The following is a 14,635-nucleotide window of genomic DNA, read 5'->3' on the forward strand; positions in this document are numbered from 1 at the left end:
CTTTCTTAGCCTCAGCTTCTTGTGCCATTCTGGCCTTATCTTCTGGGCTTATATCATAAAGCGCACCACCAACTACACAAAGAATAACGGATGTAACTAAAGCAATTGTTAATTTTTTCTACTTGGTTTTAAACGCTTCACAAATAAAGAGATTAAAAGGCCTGCTGTAAGGATAAGGGAGGTTAATCCTCCTAATATACTAATTATCATAAATAAATTATTCATTTAATAAACCTTTCTTCTTACACATTTCAACTATTTCTACAGCCTCTAAATACTGCCTAGAAGTGTTTCTATCATTTTGTCCACTTAATACGCCCTCTTGAAGTAATGTTTCGGTAGATTGAGCCGTTTCACATTTATCTTTAGTTAATCCATTTTGTGAGCGTTCTTGCTCTCTATGATTTCTCTCAGCTTCATTTGCTTTTCTGTTTAAGTCCAAGCGGTATTCTGCATACTCTTCCATGTTCATCCCATCTTGCTCAGCTATTTTTTTTAGCGTGTCATAATGATATTCTGGTGAACCTTTTTCATCCTTCAAGAACTTGTACTTTTCAAAATACTCATCTACAATTTTCTTTTTCTTGGCTTTCTCAGCCTTTTCCGCTTGGTACTTTTCTTGTGCTGTTGGTTCTTTCGGTTTCTGTTCTGTATCTCCGCAGCCTGCTAACATCATTAAAGCAATGCCTATGACTAGTAACATTTTAAATACTTTCATACTATTTTCGCTCCTCAAGTACATTTATAGAATTAGCCTAACATGAAAATAAGAAAGATCATTAATAAATATATTTACCATTATTCAGAAAAAATACCAAAAAATTGGTGTTAGTTAAATTTTTCTATATATTCCCCTTGCACCTCCCCCAACGTCACCCCCTAACCTAAAGAAGACAAATCAAAAAGGGGGACCAAACCACTCATGAAAACCACCAAAAAAGAAAAAAGAAAAACCATCATCATGCTACTGCTCTCAGCCATAATAGGAATCTTTTCACCATTACTCATGTACATCATGCTGGCAAGGAAAAATGAAGTATACAAATACCATTGCCGAAAGGTGTTCAACTTTCACTTGTTAATCTTTCTTCTATTTAATATTAGCTCGCGTATTAGTGATGTTTTACTTTGGATTGTATTTGCTTTTGAGGTAGTTCAAGTGATTATTGTCGCGTGGAAAGTAATACGAGATGAGCCATATCGCTATTTCATTCGAATACCGTTATTTAAAGAAGATAAGTATGCGGTGGAAGGAGAATAGGTGATGAAACAAGAAGTGGAAATAAGGGGAAAGCGATTTTTCGTTATGATTGCAGTGTTGTTTATTGCGATTTATATTGTTTTACGAAAAAGAAAGTATGAGTACTTTTATGATGGTATTAGTGAGTATGAAAATCGTTATAGAGGGAATGTTCCTTTTTTATTACTTGTTGTAGGTTTGTTTCAATATTATCGGCAGAATGAGATGAATTTTTCTCATATGATTCAGTATGTGAAAGAGAAGTTATCGGAGTAGGTGATGATATGGCGTGGATGATTAGTGAGTTTGCAAGTGTTGGGGATGTTACGGTGCGGACGCTTCGTTATTATGACAAGATTAATTTATTAAAGCCGAGCGATTATACTGAGGGTGGGCATCGGTTATATACGAAAGATGATTTGTATGTGTTGCAGCAAATTCAGTCGTTTAAGCATCTCGGTTTTTCGCTTGGGGAAATTCAAAATATTATATTGCAGCGTGATATTAAGACAGAAGACTTTTTAAGACAGATGTATTTTCAAAGAGAAGTGCTTCTGGCAGAGCAAGAAAGAATTACAAAGGTACTTTCGCATATGGATGAGATGACGAAGAAGTTTCAAAAGGAAGAACGAGTGGATGTTGCTTTGTTTTCTTCGTTCCTGCAAACTTTTATATGGGAGAATGAAAATAAGGAATGGTTAGAGGAACACTTTTCAACGGATAGTGTTCAAGCGTTTTATAATAATAAGGAACTAAAAGAAGAGTTTGATCAGCGATTTATGGATGTGATAGGGAAGCTGAAAAAGTGTAAGGTAGAAGAGAAGGATCCGAGTCATCCTGAAGTTCAAGTTACCTTGAAGGAATTTTTCAATGTAATAGAAGAGGTGACGAACTATCTTGATACACCTCAAAGTGATATAGAAGATATAATCCAAAAATCAAACCTCCCACTATCCGAATTTCCAACCCTCTTCACAACCGGAGAAGAAAAATATATAAAAGAAGCAATGAAGCAGTTTAACACCTAGTTAAACTGCTTTTCCATTATAATAGAAGAAAAACCAAACGGAGGGAAATCCCATGCCAACCTACAACAAACTAATCCGAAACAAAATCCCACAAATCATAAAATCCAACGGAAAAACACCCACAACAAGAATCCTACCTGAAGAAGAATACATAAAAGAAATCTGCAAGAAAACAGAAGAAGAACTAACTGAATACCTAGAAGCAACAACAAAAGAACATAAACTAGAAGAACTATCCGACCTACTAGAACTAATAAACGCCCTAGCCGAACACGAAGGCACAACACTAGAAGAAATCAACAACATCCGAAAAAAGAAAGCAGAAGAACGAGGCGGCTTTTCAGATCGGGTATTCCTAATCGAAGTAACCGATAACTAACCCCTCCTAAGCCCCTTACAAGCCCCTACCAAGTAATAAATCACTAAGAAAAAACATAACAAAACAAAAACACCAACAAACACCGTAGTAGGAGTCGAAAAAAATTTTGAAATAACACGCCAAAAACCCGGCCCTCCTTCCTATATATAGTACAAAGAGGAAATTTTCATTTTTGAATTAGGACGGGAGGAATTAGGATGGCGGTGTATCGTACTGTGCAGGTGAATTTTTGGCAGGATGATTTTGTTTTGGATTTGACGCCGGAGGAGCGGTATTTTTATGTGTATTTGTTAACTTGTTCGAAGACGACGCAGTGTGGGATTTTTCCTTTTCCGAAGCGGTTAGCTGAGATGGAGACTGGTTATAATCGGGAGACTGTTGATAAGCTTGTACAGCGCTTTGTTGATTATGGGAAGATTCTTTATGATGCGGATACACGGGAGTTATTCGTTTTAAATTGGCTTCGTTATAATCCGGTGACAAATACGAATGTGGAGAAGTGTGTGCTTCGTGAGCTTAAGGGTGTGAAGAATAAGGAGTTTGTACATATGTTTCTTCAGAAGTGCGTAGAGGAGGAGCTGAATGTTCCGATGCTTTTAGCGCATTTCGGTATGCCGAGTGATTTGGCTGTGGATGATGTTGATCCAGTTTGTGAGGAGACAGAGGAAGAAGAGGTTATAGAGGAAGAAACGGGAAGTCGTGTGTTTTCCTTTTATGAGCAACATTTTGGTAGTTTGTCTCCGTTTGCGGTGGAGGAACTGAGTGCGTGGATGGAAGATTTGTCAGAGGAGCTTGTGCTGAAGGCTCTTCAAATTGCGTTTGAGAATAATAAGCGGACGGTTGCTTATGTGAAGGGGATTTTGAGAGGGTGGCACGGGAAAGGATTTACGAAAGTATGTGAGGTTGAGGCGGATACGGCGAGCTTTAGGAAGAAGGATTCGTCTGTTAGTAAGGGGGAGACGGAGGAGTTTTTGGCGAGGTGTGAGGAGTGGGAGAAGAATACGCCATCTGAGGAAGAGTTGCAGCGCTTTTTAGCGGAACGCGGGTGGCGGCCATGAGTATTCAAAATGTGGAGGCGGAAAAGACGGTGCTAGGTTCTCTACTACTGGATGGAGAGCTTATTAAGGAGTGCCGTTTGACGGAGCAGTATTTTTCGATGCCGGTGCATAAGTCTATATTTCAGTTAATGCGAAAAATGGAAGGAGAGGGGCAACCGATTGATCTTGTGACGTTCACTTCTAGAGTGGACCCGAAGTTTTTGAAGGGGATCGGGGGACTGGAGTATTTTATAGGGTTAATGGATGGTGTGCCTACTACTAGCAACTTCTCGTATTATGAGGGGCTTGTTCGAGGTGCCTGGAAAATGTATCAGGCGGGTGTTCTTGGGCACAAGATGGGAGAGCGTCTTATTGCGGAGAAGAGTGAGAAGATTATTGGTGAGACGATTACGGCACTTTGTGAGTTAGAGGAGAAGGACTGTGTATGTGAGTTTGATTTGAAGGATGCGCTAGTTGATTTATATGAAGAGCTTCATCAAGATGCGAAAGAGATTACTGGTATTGAGACTGGTTATACATCGTTAAATAAAATGACGTGCGGATTGCAGGAAGGTGATTTTGTCGTTCTTGGTGCGCGGCCTTCTATGGGGAAGACTGCGTTTGCGCTAAATGTTGGACTGCATGCGGCAAAGTCTGGAGCGACGGTTGGATTGTTTTCGTTAGAGATGAGTAGTAAGCAATTGTTAAAACGGCTGGCGTCTTGCGTAGGGGAAGTGTCAGGAGATAGGCTGAAAAATCCGAAGTACCGTTTTGCGATGGAAGACTGGGAACGGGTGAGTAAGGCGTTTGCGGAGATTGGTGAGTTACCTCTTGAGATTTACGACAATGCAGGGGTTACGGTGCAAGATATTTGGATGCAAACTCGTAAGTTAAAGAGGAAGCATGGTGATAAGAAGGTTTTAGTCATTGTAGATTACTTGCAGCTTATTACGGGAGATCCAAAGCATAAGGGCAATCGATTTCAAGAGATTAGTGAGATTTCTCGTAAGCTTAAGTTATTAGCGCGGGAATTAAATGTTTGTGTAGTAGCATTATCGCAATTGTCTCGTTTAGTAGAGTCGCGTCAAGATAAGCGCCCTCTTTTATCTGATTTAAGAGAGACGGGACAAATTGAGCAAGATGCGGATGTCATTATGCTTATGTATCGCGAAGATTATTACGATAAGGAAACGGTGCAAAAAGAGATAACGGAGATTCATGTGGCGAAGCATCGGAATGGGCCTGTTGGTAGTTTTAAGCTGAGGTTTTTGAAGGAGTTTGGGCGGTTTGTGGAGGGGAAATAGTGAAAAGATTTGAGTATTACTTTGCATATAAAATAAAGCATAAGTTTTCCATTGTATTCACTTATGCTTTATTTTTTGAATATGTTTCTTATTTCTCCATAAAGAAAGCTCTTCTCTCTGCAGTAATCCATTGCTCCAAGTCATCTTGGCTACGTCGGACAAGGCGATTTACTAAAACATCATGCCATATATAATCTTCTAATAAGTATATATGAACGGGGTCATCTGTATAAAAAGCAATATTACGCTCTTCAAGTGATGGGCCGTAAATCATCTCTTTAGAATCTATTGATAAAATAAACCAATGTTCTGTAGAGCGAGTTTCTGTATAGGGTGTGATACGATGGGCTTCTAGATTTTTAATAGGATTTTCAACATGTAAGGTAATACCTTGTACTGAAACTTTATCAGCTACCTCAGCTAGATCCTCTTTTAACGCTTCATACATCTCATCCCACATCGAAATGACAATACGTTTTTCGGCTTTTTTTATTAATGTTTGACAATAGCTAATGATTGTTTGATTGTCTTTTAAAGTAATGACTCGATTATCCGTTTTTTCTTCGGAAGTTTCTAGTTTCTTTAATGAATCACTTATTCCTTCGTAAGTAGACTGCCATTCTGATTGCGCCTTCTGTAAAAAAATTTCAACAGGTAGAGGTGAATAGCGGGTGGTGTCATTTATTTCTTCTTTCATGACAATTCCTTTTTCTACAAGGTTACCTAAAATCTCATAAATTCGCGCTCTTGGGACACCCGAATCCTTACTCACTTGATAGGCTGTGACAGGCCCTTGTTTCACAAGAGATACATAAGATTTAGCTTCATATTCATTAAAACCAATTTTTTTAAGCTGTTGTACTATGTAGTCCACTTTTTTTCCTCCGATGTTTGCTTTTATCCCGCTTTAACGGGCAGTAAGACCCCCACCTCAAAATTCAGTGGAAGCAAAGAAGTTAGGTGGGGATCGGGCTGCCCGTTAAAGCCCGATTGGTGAGGGCTGATAATCAGTGGGGATGAACAAAACCCCCCACTGATTAAAGTTTCACTTTATATTTCAACGTTACAATAACTCTTTACATTTAGCAAATTGATAGTTACTATTACAATAGTGACTAAAGGGGAGGCTACTAATATGGATTTTTATTTAGACCCATCTGTATTAATGATTTTGATTGTTTTTGGATTTGTAGCTGCATTTATTGATTCAGTTGTAGGTGGTGGTGGATTAATCGCCTTACCAGCTTTATTATTTACAGGATTGAATCCAGCAAGTGCAGTAGCCACAAATAAACTAGCATCGACAATGGGAAGTGCCACTAGTAATATTGTGTTTTATCGTTCTGGTAATCTCGATTTGAAATCGGCGTTTAAATTATTTCCAATCACTTTCATAGGTTCCATAGTAGGGGCATGGACCGTTCATTTAATGAATCCAGAAGTATTGAAGCCATTAATGTTGATCATGCTTGGTGTGGTCGCTATTTATACAATATTCAAGAAGGATTGGGGAAGTATTTCCACTCATAAAAAATTGTCTGGTCGACACGTCATTATTTTTACCTTTTTTATTTTTGCTATTGGTTTTTATGATGGATTTCTAGGTCCTGGAACAGGTTCATTTTTAATGTTTTCTCTTTTATTTATTGGGTATGATTTTTTAAAAGCAGCAGGTACAGCGAAGTTTCTTAATTTAGGAAGTAACGTTGGTGCATTGTTCATGTTTATGTATGTAGGGCAAGTAAACTATGTGTATGGCTTCATAATGGGAATTGCTCAAGTTGCTGGAGGAATTGCCGGATCCAGATTTGCTATAAAAAAAGGAAGCGGGTATGTTCGTGCTCTTTTCATTACCGTAACTTGTTTATTGTTAGCGAAAAATCTGTATGATTATGTGCAGTAGTATGCAGGCTACATAAATATAATAATTCTTTTTAACATTTTTTAGATGCTATCTTATTCGAAGATAGCATCTAAAAAAGTCTCATTTACAAGAGAATGAAAATAATAGTAATGAATATTTTCCCGGGGTATGTTTATCTATTCCACATTCTTTTTATAATTAACTCGTAATAAACTCTTCAAATCCACCTCAGCAATCAACACACTGACTAATATAAGTGTCGCCCCTAAGTAGCCTTTTCCTGTAAGTGTTTCACCTGTGAAAACGAAAGCGAAGCCTGCGGAAAAGACAGGTTCTAATGAAAAAATAAGTCCGGTATGTGTAGGCGTCGTGTATTGCTGGGCGATAACTTGCACGATGAATGCGACTGCTGTGCAAAATATGCTTAAGGCTAAGATGATGAGCCATGAGTTGATTGTGCTAGGAAGCTTTGGCGTTTCTATTATGAATGAAAAAATAAGACTAAATAGGCCGACGAAACCAAGTTGCACTACTCCAAGTGCAATGGAGTTCACATGTTTCGTTACGCTGCCAGTAATGATGACGTGAATCGCATAAAATAAGGCAGACAGTATGCAAAATATGTCACCGTTACCGATTTTGAATTCACTCGTTAATGTTAATAAGCCGATTCCTATTATCGTTAAAATAATTCCCACTATAACTTTCTGTTCTGGAATATGTTTTAAAAATATAGCTGATAAGATCGGAATGAAGATGACTGTGAGACATAGTAAGAAACCGGCATTAGAAACACTCGTATACTTCGTGCCGAAAGTCGCGAAAATGTAAACGATAAATAAAACAGAAGCGAGTATAAATGCATATTTTACCGTTTTAAAATCGATTTTGAATAAATGTTTGTAAAATATTAAACCTGATAAAAGAAAGGCGATAATAAATCGTAATGCGATTAAGTTGTATTCTTCTATGCCTTCAAGTCCAACCTTTGTAAGTAAGATGGATGCACCCCAAAAGAATGTAACTAGTAGTAGCCCTAAATCCGCTTTTAATTGTAGTTTCATTTCTATTCCCTCGTTATGTATAATTTTTAATCCCATACCCCTATCCCCATTGTTTATTTTAATATTAATTCTGAATATTTGTAACTTAAATTTATCGACGGTTTTTTCTCTATCATGTATGAGAAATTTCTTATATATTTCTCATACATTCATCATTTTCCTTTCATCGCCTCCTCACGTCTAAGTTTTACAATCATATGTATTAAAGATAAAGGGAGGTAATACATCTTATACTTCTTTCAAAAACGAATGATAGATGGTGGTGAACAGATGAAAAAGAATAAGCGTAAAAAAATGCGTTGGTTAAAATGGATTTTGGTCCTTCCGTTACTTCTGGCATTCCTATTGTTTGGATTACATAGTATGAAGTTTGATAGGGGGGAACATGAGAAGCATAAGCAGGCGGCGTATACTGTTTCTCACGATAAAGAAAGGGAAGATTTCGTTGCTCAAAAAGAGAAGTTTCATCACTTTGAGCGACTAAATCATCATGAAAAACATTTTGAAAAAGAGTTTGATGGTTTATTCTTTATACCATTCTTGTTAGCGTTTGGATTTGTTCTTTTCGGCTGGTTTATGATTCGTAAGTCTGAAGGGAATATGGTTAAAAAGTGGACAGGCATAGTGCTCCTGGTTATTGGTGTATTACCAGTCCTTCCGATGCTTGCATTTGTTGCAGCGATTGTTTGGGCATATAAAAAGTTTAAAGAAAAAAGAGTGGCAACTGATATAGAGTTATACAGCGATTTCCAAATGCAAAAACAGATAGATATTTTAGATCAATGGGAACGCAATATTCGTAAGGAGGAGAAGTAATAATGGGTATTTTAAAACGTATTAAAAATATTGTAGTGGCGGATGTGCATGAAACGTTAGATAAACTGGAAAATCCCGTGAGCATGTTGAAGCAGTATCTTCGTGAAACAGAAAAGCAAATTACGAAAGCTCAAAAAGCACTCTCTCACCAATATTATTTAGAAAATAAATATAAAGCATTAATTTCAGAGACGGATGCTCTTATCGCGAAGAGAACTCGTCAAGCTGAACTCGCAGTATCACGCGGAGAAGATCATATGGCGCAGTTAGCCCTGCAAGAAAAAATTTCAAATGAGAAAAAAGCAGAACTGTATCGCAAGCAGTATGAAGTAACGAAAGAGCAAACGGCGAAACTGTATGAACAGATTGACAAATTGCAAGAGAAATATGAAGAGCTACAATATAAAGAACTTGTTCTCGTTTCGCGATTAAATGCAGCGAGAGCAATAAAAGAGAGCAATGCAGCAATTGATTCTTTCCATACAGAAAGTACAGCGAAAGGATTTGCCCGCATTGAATCGTATGTGCAAAAATTAGAAGCAGAAACAGCTGCTAGTAGCTATTTTTATAATTTGAAGGCTCCTAATCAACAAGAATTGTTAGACCAAAATTTGCAAGAAGAAGTGAAGCGGGAGTTAGAGAAGTTAAAAGAGATTAAAGTTTCGCTTTAGAATCTCATAGCTATATCTCTAGTGTATATTAAGATCCTCGTTGATTAGAGTTTCACTATATGCGGATGTTTTTTATGAAGAAAGGACACTCATATAAGAGTGTCCTTTCTAATAGTTTGTTAGCAGAAGCAAGAAGCTCCAACGATGATTAATAAAATAAATAATACAACTAATAGAGCAAAGCCTCCAGCAAAACCACAGCCTTCGCCGCAGCTACCACCATATCCCATAAATAGTTCCTCCTTTAGAGTAGAGGACAAAAACAAGGGGGCATTCATGTGTTTTAACGGATTCTATTTACTTTATGTTTTTACGTATGAAGCTGAGCAGGTCCTTTTGAAAATAAAGTGAAGGCTCATGATCGGGCGTTTTTTTTTAGATTTGTACAATCCTAATTGTAATAATATGAATTTTGATTACAGTCGAGATGTATGTGAAAATGGGGCACAATCTCATTGTTATTTTCGGATAAAGCCTATGGAACTAATAAATTGAAAGGGAAAGAAGAACGGAAATCTCACATATTAAGACATAAAAAAAGACACTCTCAAGAGTGCCTCCCCTTAGCAGCCGAATCCGCCGCCCCAACAGCTAGCGCCAACGATGATTAATAAGATAAAGAGTACAACTAGTAAAGCGAATCCGCCGCCGAAACCGCAGCCTCCACCACAACTACCTCCATAGCCCATATTAACTCCTCCTTCCATAAAGACCATTAATTAATGGATTTAATTTACTTTATGTTTTTACGGATAATCTTGAGCAGGTCCTTTTGAAAAATAAAGGTGCTTAGATTTTAAGGGAGTTGACGACCTTATTTTTGTCACCGCTATTCCGTTGATGACATATTCTATTTTATTCTGTGCATTGGGGGAAGGAGGATCTTTATGGCCAATTCTGAAATGATTTTACGATTACTTACCGATTTAAAAATTGAGCAGCAAGCTTTAAAAGAGCAGTTAGGAAAGATACAAACAGCTGTGACTATTCTTGAAGAAAAATCAGCGATTGTGGAAGCAAAACCAAAGACTATTGAAGAAAAACCAGCTGTTGCTGCTGCAAAGCAAAGAGCTCATTCTGGACACCCAACATCTTTTCGTGCTTGGAGAGCATCTGCTCAAAGGAATTCATAAAAATATAAGAAAAGAAGACATCCATTAAGATGTCTTCTTTTGCTTGTACAATCCAAATGCGATAAGAAGGTATATATCCATATTGCTTTAAAACTAAGAAGAAAATAACAATTGTCGACTCCTGTTTTAGTATAGCATGTAATAGTAAAAATTTTTATGTAATATTACATATATATAGATTGTATAATGTTATTCTTGTATATTTTAGCTGTCTGTTATTTGTTTTAATTCATTTACTCTTATTGATGGGGTCTTTTTTATAATTGTGTTAAAACAGAAACCCCTCAAACATAAGGAGGGGCTCCATAAATAGAGAAATGGTTATTAGTGTTTAATAAGGTGAAGCTCAGGATATTGCTTCTGAATTTCTTCTAAATGATTTTCGTTTATCCCTTTTAAAGTTTGATCGAAGAAGCTAGTTACTAGTTTATTAATGAGTGTATAATTTGCGGATACATCTTCACCGGGTTCGTTAATAATAGGTGAAAATGCTGCTAAATCTGTAAAACTATTATGATTTGTTTTTGGAAGTACAACTGTGTACGCGCCAGGTTTTTCAATGGTTTTATTTCTTAAATAGGATATTTCAAACAATTCATCTTGGATTCCATCTGTCTTTTGATTCTCCGCTTCTTTCATATACTGAATGGTAGCTTCAGCATTCATCAACATGAATGGTTTTTGAGGGCCGTCTTTAGGCATTGGATCGCCATACAATCCACCATCCATATCAATCGCAGCTTTAATACGGTTATCCTTTACTAACATTTGCGCGGCAGTTGCTCCTCCATAAGAGTGACCAAACATGCCAATTTTGTCATCGTCAATTAAATTTGCAATGGCTGTAAAGTTTTTATCAAAATTGCCTTTTATTACTTCATTTAAAATAAAAGTAGTATCTTGTTCCCAATTTCGAACCATGTTATTTAAAGCGTTAGGTGTAAATTCAATTGGTACGGAATCTATACGTTTTCCGTTAGGGAAAATTGTTGTTGCTGCGTATCCTGTGAAATTAAGGGCGATTACTACATAACCTTGACTAGCTAATTCTTCTAACTGGAATGTATTTTGTTGTCCGTATAATTCCATTCCATGGCCGAATAAAAGGAGTGGGAATTTTTCTTTAACTTGAAGTGGCTTAGCATCTTGATAAGAATGTGTTTTTGTCAGACCTAAATGTGTTGTTACGATATATGGAGCACCTTTTGTTACAGCCAATTGTTCAGCGAGGGCGTCTATGTTCTCAAAGTAGGCAGAAGGTTTCCCAGATCCTTTTTCGGCAGGATAGTACACTTGTATCATTAGTTCACGATTTCCATGACTACTGGGTACAATGGTTTCTTTTCGATTTGTATCAATTAAATGAAAAGCTTTCGTTCCTACTGTATATTTTCCTGTAGGCTCTGGGAGTGTTATGATCGGGAAAAGTAAAGGTAACGTGAACATTGCGATAGCAGTTACGATAATTCCTACCCCTTTTAAAATTTTCATCACTAACTTTTTAGAAACAGCTGTAGTTTTTGGTTTCAAAAAAACTTGTAATGTTAAAATGAACAATAAGAAATAAGCAGGTATCATACGCCAGTTTGCGCCAATTAATACGATGGTGGCTAATAAGAATATGTAATTTATTATTAAGATGAATACATTCTTTTTCGTCAACCCACGCTTGATAAAGATAAGTTGGATGCTAGACAAAAGTAATACAGCAACAAAAATGATTTCTAACATTTTTAGTTTTTAGCTCCTTTCCTAATCATATAAATGTAGATTGCTAAATTGATAATCTATAATCTTATCGGTTATATAACCGTCATTGATAATTGTATGCATGTAAGTAAGTTTAGAATGGTTTTACATGAAATCTTAAGAAAAAAGTACTCATATGAGTACTTTTTTTCTTAAACCGTGCCCCATAAATGATAAACCATACCGATAACAAAAAATGCTAGTCCTACAAATAAAACGATTAAAGCAAGGATTCCATTTTTATTATGTTCCATACAGTCAGCTCCTTTTTAGTTATATACAAAAAAGCCTTTAGTCGTAATTATGGCTAAAGGATCGGATTCTCATACTTTTTTAGTTTATAAAGAAAAGACACCCATATAAGAGTGTCTTTTCCAATAGTTTGTTTAGCAGAAGCAAGCAGCGCCAACGATGATTAATAAAATAAACAATACAACTAATAAAGCAAAGCCTCCAGCGAAGCCACAGCCTCCACAACTACCACCAAAGCCCATAATAGTTCCTCCTTTAAATAAGAGGGAGAAAACAAAGGATCACTCATGCGTTTTAACGGATTCTATATACTTTATGTTTGACGCCTGAATGTGAGCAGGTCCTTTTGAAAATAAAAAAAAGACACCTTGAGGTGCCTTCTGTCCCATTTATTTCATTAATATTCGTTAGCGTAAAATTCTTTTATTAGCTTTATTTCATTTGTATCTGGGTTAAACTTAAATATTTTAATTTGATTAGATTCGTCTTTATAGGCAAATGTATTATCGCCAATTTGGGTCATATTGCTAGTGTTTAAGATAGGGTCACTATCATGATCAGTGATTTCCACAGGTTTGTCACGATCCCAAAATGCAATGACAATGATCAAGATGATAAGGCATATACGTATGTTACGTAGTTCTCTTGCTAGAGGATGCTCCATATGATATTCTCCTTTTTCATTTGCTAGATTTTGTGTATAAAAGAGATATTTTCTATGAGAATATAAATAAAAAAGACACTGTAAATAGTGTCTTTTTTATTTGATTTATGCGCATTGCTTAATAAGACGCTAGTTCCTCAAGTTAAATATGAGTAACTATGTAGGGTGATTTCATTATAACATTTTAACCATTACTGGGTCTATATGGAATTTTATTGATAATTGTGTTTGATTATTCAGAATGGTACATGTAATGAAAAATATGTATTACCTATAGTAATTGTAAAATATAACGATGTATATAACTAGTCTTGTAATGAACTTTTATTATATTTAAGATTGAAATAGAAATGAAAAAAGCACAAAGAAGGAGCTGTAGCATATGGGCGCTTGGGGAACTGGATTATTTGATGATGACACGACTTGTGATGTGAAAGATCAATTTATTGAGTATATAGAAGAGGATAATAGTGCGGAAGAAGCAACTAAGCTCATTTTAGAAGAGTATGTAGATGAGTTTGATATAGAGGAAGAGTTAGAAGAAATGTCTTTAGTATACATTGGTCTTGCGGCAATACAATTGGAGAAAGGCTGTCTTCAAGAAGAAGTTCGTAACAAGGCGATTGCATTAATTGAACGTGGGGCTGACCTTGAGCTTTGGGAAGAAGCCGATACGGAAGATTATGAAGAGAGAAAGAGAGTTTTAGAGGAATTTAAGCAACAGTTGATTAACGGTTAGTAGTTTACAACATAAAACTTATATATTGTCTAATATATAAGTTGAGGTGAGAGAAACACTTTTGCTTGTATAAAGATGTAATTGAGAAGAATAGTGAAAGTTTAGAGCTTTACGTATGAGAAGGAGACATCTTAATGGATGTCTTCTTTTTTAAAGTATGGAAATTGATTTCCCTTTACACAAACATAACGGTATAATATAGTTAAGTTAAGTAAACTTAACTATTTGAATAAAACCGAAATAACAGCATGGAGGAAGAGTGCTATGACTAGAACGTATAAAGAAATAATTAATGAAATGAACCGAGCCTACACTGAATTTTACATTTTACTATTTCAAGATTTAAAGGACGAGTATGGTCTTACTGGGCAGCAAGAGAGCATGTTATTTCATATTAATTTAAATGAAAACACGACAGCAAATCACATCGCGACTACTTTTAATATATCGAAAAGCGCTGTGAGCCAAGTTTTATCGAAATTGGAAAAGCAGAAGATGATTTCAAAACAAGTAAATCCTAATAATAAAAGGGAGTATTTCCTTACACTTGGTCCGAACGGTAGTAAGTATATGGAGCAGTTGTCTAAGTTAGATGATGTATTAATTGAGAAGTATTTTTCTAAAATCGATATAAATGCTTTAGAACAAATGACGGATACGTTAAAGAAAATAAATAAGGTGATATTGGAAGAAAA

The 14,635-nt window shown here is 36.2% G+C and carries 20 protein-coding genes; 12 read left to right on the forward strand and 8 right to left on the reverse strand.

Going from position 1 to position 14,635, the window contains the following annotated elements; genetic code table 11:
• Window positions 1-217 precede the first annotated feature (217 nt).
• Window positions 218-718, reverse strand: coding sequence for a hypothetical protein (locus MR083_RS23930; RefSeq protein ID WP_242269928.1), 501 nt, complete (start codon window positions 716-718; stop codon window positions 218-220).
• Between the two features lie 204 nt (window positions 719-922).
• Between MR083_RS23930 and MR083_RS23935 the strand changes: the two genes are divergently transcribed.
• The 6 genes from MR083_RS23935 (at window position 923) to dnaB (ending at window position 4,988) form a co-directional block, all read left to right on the forward strand.
• On the forward strand, window positions 923-1,261 hold the full coding sequence (locus tag MR083_RS23935; RefSeq protein WP_242269929.1) for a magnetosome magnetite crystal formation protein family: 339 nt from the start codon (window positions 923-925) through the stop codon (window positions 1,259-1,261).
• A 3-nt stretch (window positions 1,262-1,264) separates the two neighbouring features.
• Window positions 1,265-1,516, forward strand: coding sequence for a hypothetical protein (locus MR083_RS23940; protein WP_242269930.1), 252 nt, complete (start codon window positions 1,265-1,267; stop codon window positions 1,514-1,516).
• An 8-nt stretch (window positions 1,517-1,524) separates the two neighbouring features.
• Window positions 1,525-2,268 (forward strand): MerR family transcriptional regulator, encoded by a 744-nt coding sequence (locus tag MR083_RS23945; RefSeq protein ID WP_242269931.1) that lies wholly within the window; start codon window positions 1,525-1,527, stop codon window positions 2,266-2,268.
• Window positions 2,269-2,320: 52 nt separating this feature from the next.
• A complete protein-coding gene (locus MR083_RS23950; RefSeq protein ID WP_242269932.1) occupies window positions 2,321-2,647 on the forward strand; it encodes a nucleoside triphosphate pyrophosphohydrolase in 327 nt (108 codons plus the stop codon).
• A gap of 197 nt (window positions 2,648-2,844) precedes the next feature.
• Window positions 2,845-3,705, forward strand: a complete 861-nt coding sequence (locus MR083_RS23955) for a DnaD domain-containing protein (RefSeq protein ID WP_242269933.1) — start codon at window positions 2,845-2,847, stop codon at window positions 3,703-3,705.
• Window positions 3,702-4,988 (forward strand): replicative DNA helicase, encoded by a 1,287-nt coding sequence (dnaB, locus tag MR083_RS23960; protein ID WP_242269934.1) that lies wholly within the window; start codon window positions 3,702-3,704, stop codon window positions 4,986-4,988. The genes MR083_RS23955 and dnaB overlap by 4 nt, the downstream gene beginning before the upstream one ends.
• Before the next feature lie 88 nt (window positions 4,989-5,076).
• Here dnaB and MR083_RS23965 read toward each other — a convergent pair whose 3' ends face one another.
• Window positions 5,077-5,862, reverse strand: coding sequence for a TrmB family transcriptional regulator (locus MR083_RS23965; RefSeq protein ID WP_000384593.1), 786 nt, complete (start codon window positions 5,860-5,862; stop codon window positions 5,077-5,079).
• 261 nt (window positions 5,863-6,123) lie between these two features.
• Here MR083_RS23965 and MR083_RS23970 point away from each other — a divergent pair, with 261 nt between their 5' ends.
• Window positions 6,124-6,891, forward strand: a complete 768-nt coding sequence (locus MR083_RS23970) for a TSUP family transporter (protein WP_242269935.1) — start codon at window positions 6,124-6,126, stop codon at window positions 6,889-6,891.
• Between the two features lie 137 nt (window positions 6,892-7,028).
• Here MR083_RS23970 and MR083_RS23975 read toward each other — a convergent pair whose 3' ends face one another.
• The gene (locus tag MR083_RS23975; protein ID WP_073530694.1) at window positions 7,029-7,916 is read right to left on the reverse strand and encodes a DMT family transporter; all 888 of its coding nucleotides are present in this window, start codon (window positions 7,914-7,916) and stop codon (window positions 7,029-7,031) included.
• Window positions 7,917-8,186: 270 nt separating this feature from the next.
• On the opposite strand from MR083_RS23975, the gene MR083_RS23980 reads away from it, so the two are divergent.
• On the forward strand, window positions 8,187-8,732 hold the full coding sequence (locus MR083_RS23980) for a hypothetical protein (RefSeq protein WP_242269936.1): 546 nt from the start codon (window positions 8,187-8,189) through the stop codon (window positions 8,730-8,732).
• A gap of 2 nt (window positions 8,733-8,734) precedes the next feature.
• A complete protein-coding gene (locus tag MR083_RS23985) occupies window positions 8,735-9,403 on the forward strand; it encodes a PspA/IM30 family protein (RefSeq protein ID WP_000511930.1) in 669 nt (222 codons plus the stop codon).
• 119 nt (window positions 9,404-9,522) lie between these two features.
• On the opposite strand, the gene MR083_RS23990 is transcribed toward MR083_RS23985, so the two are convergent.
• Window positions 9,523-9,633 carry a YjcZ family sporulation protein gene (locus MR083_RS23990; protein WP_000540373.1) on the reverse strand — a complete coding sequence of 37 codons (111 nt, stop codon included), beginning with the start codon at window positions 9,631-9,633 and terminating at the stop codon, window positions 9,523-9,525.
• Between the two features lie 333 nt (window positions 9,634-9,966).
• Window positions 9,967-10,092 carry a YjcZ family sporulation protein gene (locus MR083_RS23995; protein WP_000540377.1) on the reverse strand — a complete coding sequence of 42 codons (126 nt, stop codon included), beginning with the start codon at window positions 10,090-10,092 and terminating at the stop codon, window positions 9,967-9,969.
• A gap of 198 nt (window positions 10,093-10,290) precedes the next feature.
• On the opposite strand from MR083_RS23995, the gene MR083_RS24000 reads away from it, so the two are divergent.
• On the forward strand, window positions 10,291-10,536 hold the full coding sequence (locus tag MR083_RS24000) for a hypothetical protein (protein ID WP_073530613.1): 246 nt from the start codon (window positions 10,291-10,293) through the stop codon (window positions 10,534-10,536).
• A gap of 324 nt (window positions 10,537-10,860) precedes the next feature.
• On the opposite strand, the gene MR083_RS24005 is transcribed toward MR083_RS24000, so the two are convergent.
• The 3 genes from MR083_RS24005 to MR083_RS24015 all read right to left on the reverse strand — a co-directional run bounded on the left by MR083_RS24005 (window position 10,861) and on the right by MR083_RS24015 (window position 13,201).
• Window positions 10,861-12,267: an alpha/beta hydrolase family protein gene (locus MR083_RS24005; protein WP_242269937.1), complete on the reverse strand. Its 1,407-nt coding sequence runs from the start codon at window positions 12,265-12,267 to the stop codon at window positions 10,861-10,863.
• 404 nt (window positions 12,268-12,671) lie between these two features.
• Complete coding sequence (locus tag MR083_RS24010; protein WP_000505670.1) at window positions 12,672-12,779, reverse strand: YjcZ family sporulation protein; 108 nt, start codon at window positions 12,777-12,779, stop codon at window positions 12,672-12,674.
• A 155-nt stretch (window positions 12,780-12,934) separates the two neighbouring features.
• On the reverse strand, window positions 12,935-13,201 hold the full coding sequence (locus MR083_RS24015; RefSeq protein WP_000400943.1) for a YmzC family protein: 267 nt from the start codon (window positions 13,199-13,201) through the stop codon (window positions 12,935-12,937).
• Window positions 13,202-13,583: 382 nt separating this feature from the next.
• Between MR083_RS24015 and MR083_RS24020 the strand changes: the two genes are divergently transcribed.
• Both MR083_RS24020 and MR083_RS24025 read left to right on the forward strand, forming a co-directional pair.
• Entirely contained in the window at window positions 13,584-13,940 is a 357-nt protein-coding gene (locus MR083_RS24020) for a MarR family transcriptional regulator (RefSeq protein ID WP_242269938.1), read from the forward strand.
• A 264-nt stretch (window positions 13,941-14,204) separates the two neighbouring features.
• Window positions 14,205-14,635, forward strand: a 431-nt coding sequence (locus tag MR083_RS24025) for a MarR family winged helix-turn-helix transcriptional regulator (protein ID WP_242269939.1), incomplete at its 3' end; no start/stop codon positions are given.

This window comes from Bacillus cereus group sp. BfR-BA-01408, from assembly GCF_022663305.1.
GTDB lineage: Bacteria > Bacillota > Bacilli > Bacillales > Bacillaceae_G > Bacillus_A > Bacillus_A pacificus.

Coding starts and splice junctions, on each gene's coding strand:
- MR083_RS23930 (WP_242269928.1), bottom strand. CDS start 718: ATGAAAGTATTTAAAATGTTACTAGTCATAGGCATTGCTTTAATGATG.
- MR083_RS23935 (WP_242269929.1), top strand. CDS start 923: ATGAAAACCACCAAAAAAGAAAAAAGAAAAACCATCATCATGCTACTG.
- MR083_RS23940 (WP_242269930.1), top strand. CDS start 1,265: ATGAAACAAGAAGTGGAAATAAGGGGAAAGCGATTTTTCGTTATGATT.
- MR083_RS23945 (WP_242269931.1), top strand. CDS start 1,525: ATGGCGTGGATGATTAGTGAGTTTGCAAGTGTTGGGGATGTTACGGTG.
- MR083_RS23950 (WP_242269932.1), top strand. CDS start 2,321: ATGCCAACCTACAACAAACTAATCCGAAACAAAATCCCACAAATCATA.
- MR083_RS23955 (WP_242269933.1), top strand. CDS start 2,845: ATGGCGGTGTATCGTACTGTGCAGGTGAATTTTTGGCAGGATGATTTT.
- dnaB (WP_242269934.1), top strand. CDS start 3,702: ATGAGTATTCAAAATGTGGAGGCGGAAAAGACGGTGCTAGGTTCTCTA.
- MR083_RS23970 (WP_242269935.1), top strand. CDS start 6,124: ATGGATTTTTATTTAGACCCATCTGTATTAATGATTTTGATTGTTTTT.
- MR083_RS23975 (WP_073530694.1), bottom strand. CDS start 7,916: ATGAAACTACAATTAAAAGCGGATTTAGGGCTACTACTAGTTACATTC.
- MR083_RS23980 (WP_242269936.1), top strand. CDS start 8,187: ATGAAAAAGAATAAGCGTAAAAAAATGCGTTGGTTAAAATGGATTTTG.
- MR083_RS23985 (WP_000511930.1), top strand. CDS start 8,735: ATGGGTATTTTAAAACGTATTAAAAATATTGTAGTGGCGGATGTGCAT.
- MR083_RS23990 (WP_000540373.1), bottom strand. CDS start 9,633: ATGGGATATGGTGGTAGCTGCGGCGAAGGCTGTGGTTTTGCTGGAGGC.
- MR083_RS23995 (WP_000540377.1), bottom strand. CDS start 10,092: ATGGGCTATGGAGGTAGTTGTGGTGGAGGCTGCGGTTTCGGCGGCGGA.
- MR083_RS24000 (WP_073530613.1), top strand. CDS start 10,291: ATGGCCAATTCTGAAATGATTTTACGATTACTTACCGATTTAAAAATT.
- MR083_RS24005 (WP_242269937.1), bottom strand. CDS start 12,267: ATGTTAGAAATCATTTTTGTTGCTGTATTACTTTTGTCTAGCATCCAA.
- MR083_RS24010 (WP_000505670.1), bottom strand. CDS start 12,779: ATGGGCTTTGGTGGTAGTTGTGGAGGCTGTGGCTTCGCTGGAGGCTTT.
- MR083_RS24015 (WP_000400943.1), bottom strand. CDS start 13,201: ATGGAGCATCCTCTAGCAAGAGAACTACGTAACATACGTATATGCCTT.
- MR083_RS24020 (WP_242269938.1), top strand. CDS start 13,584: ATGGGCGCTTGGGGAACTGGATTATTTGATGATGACACGACTTGTGAT.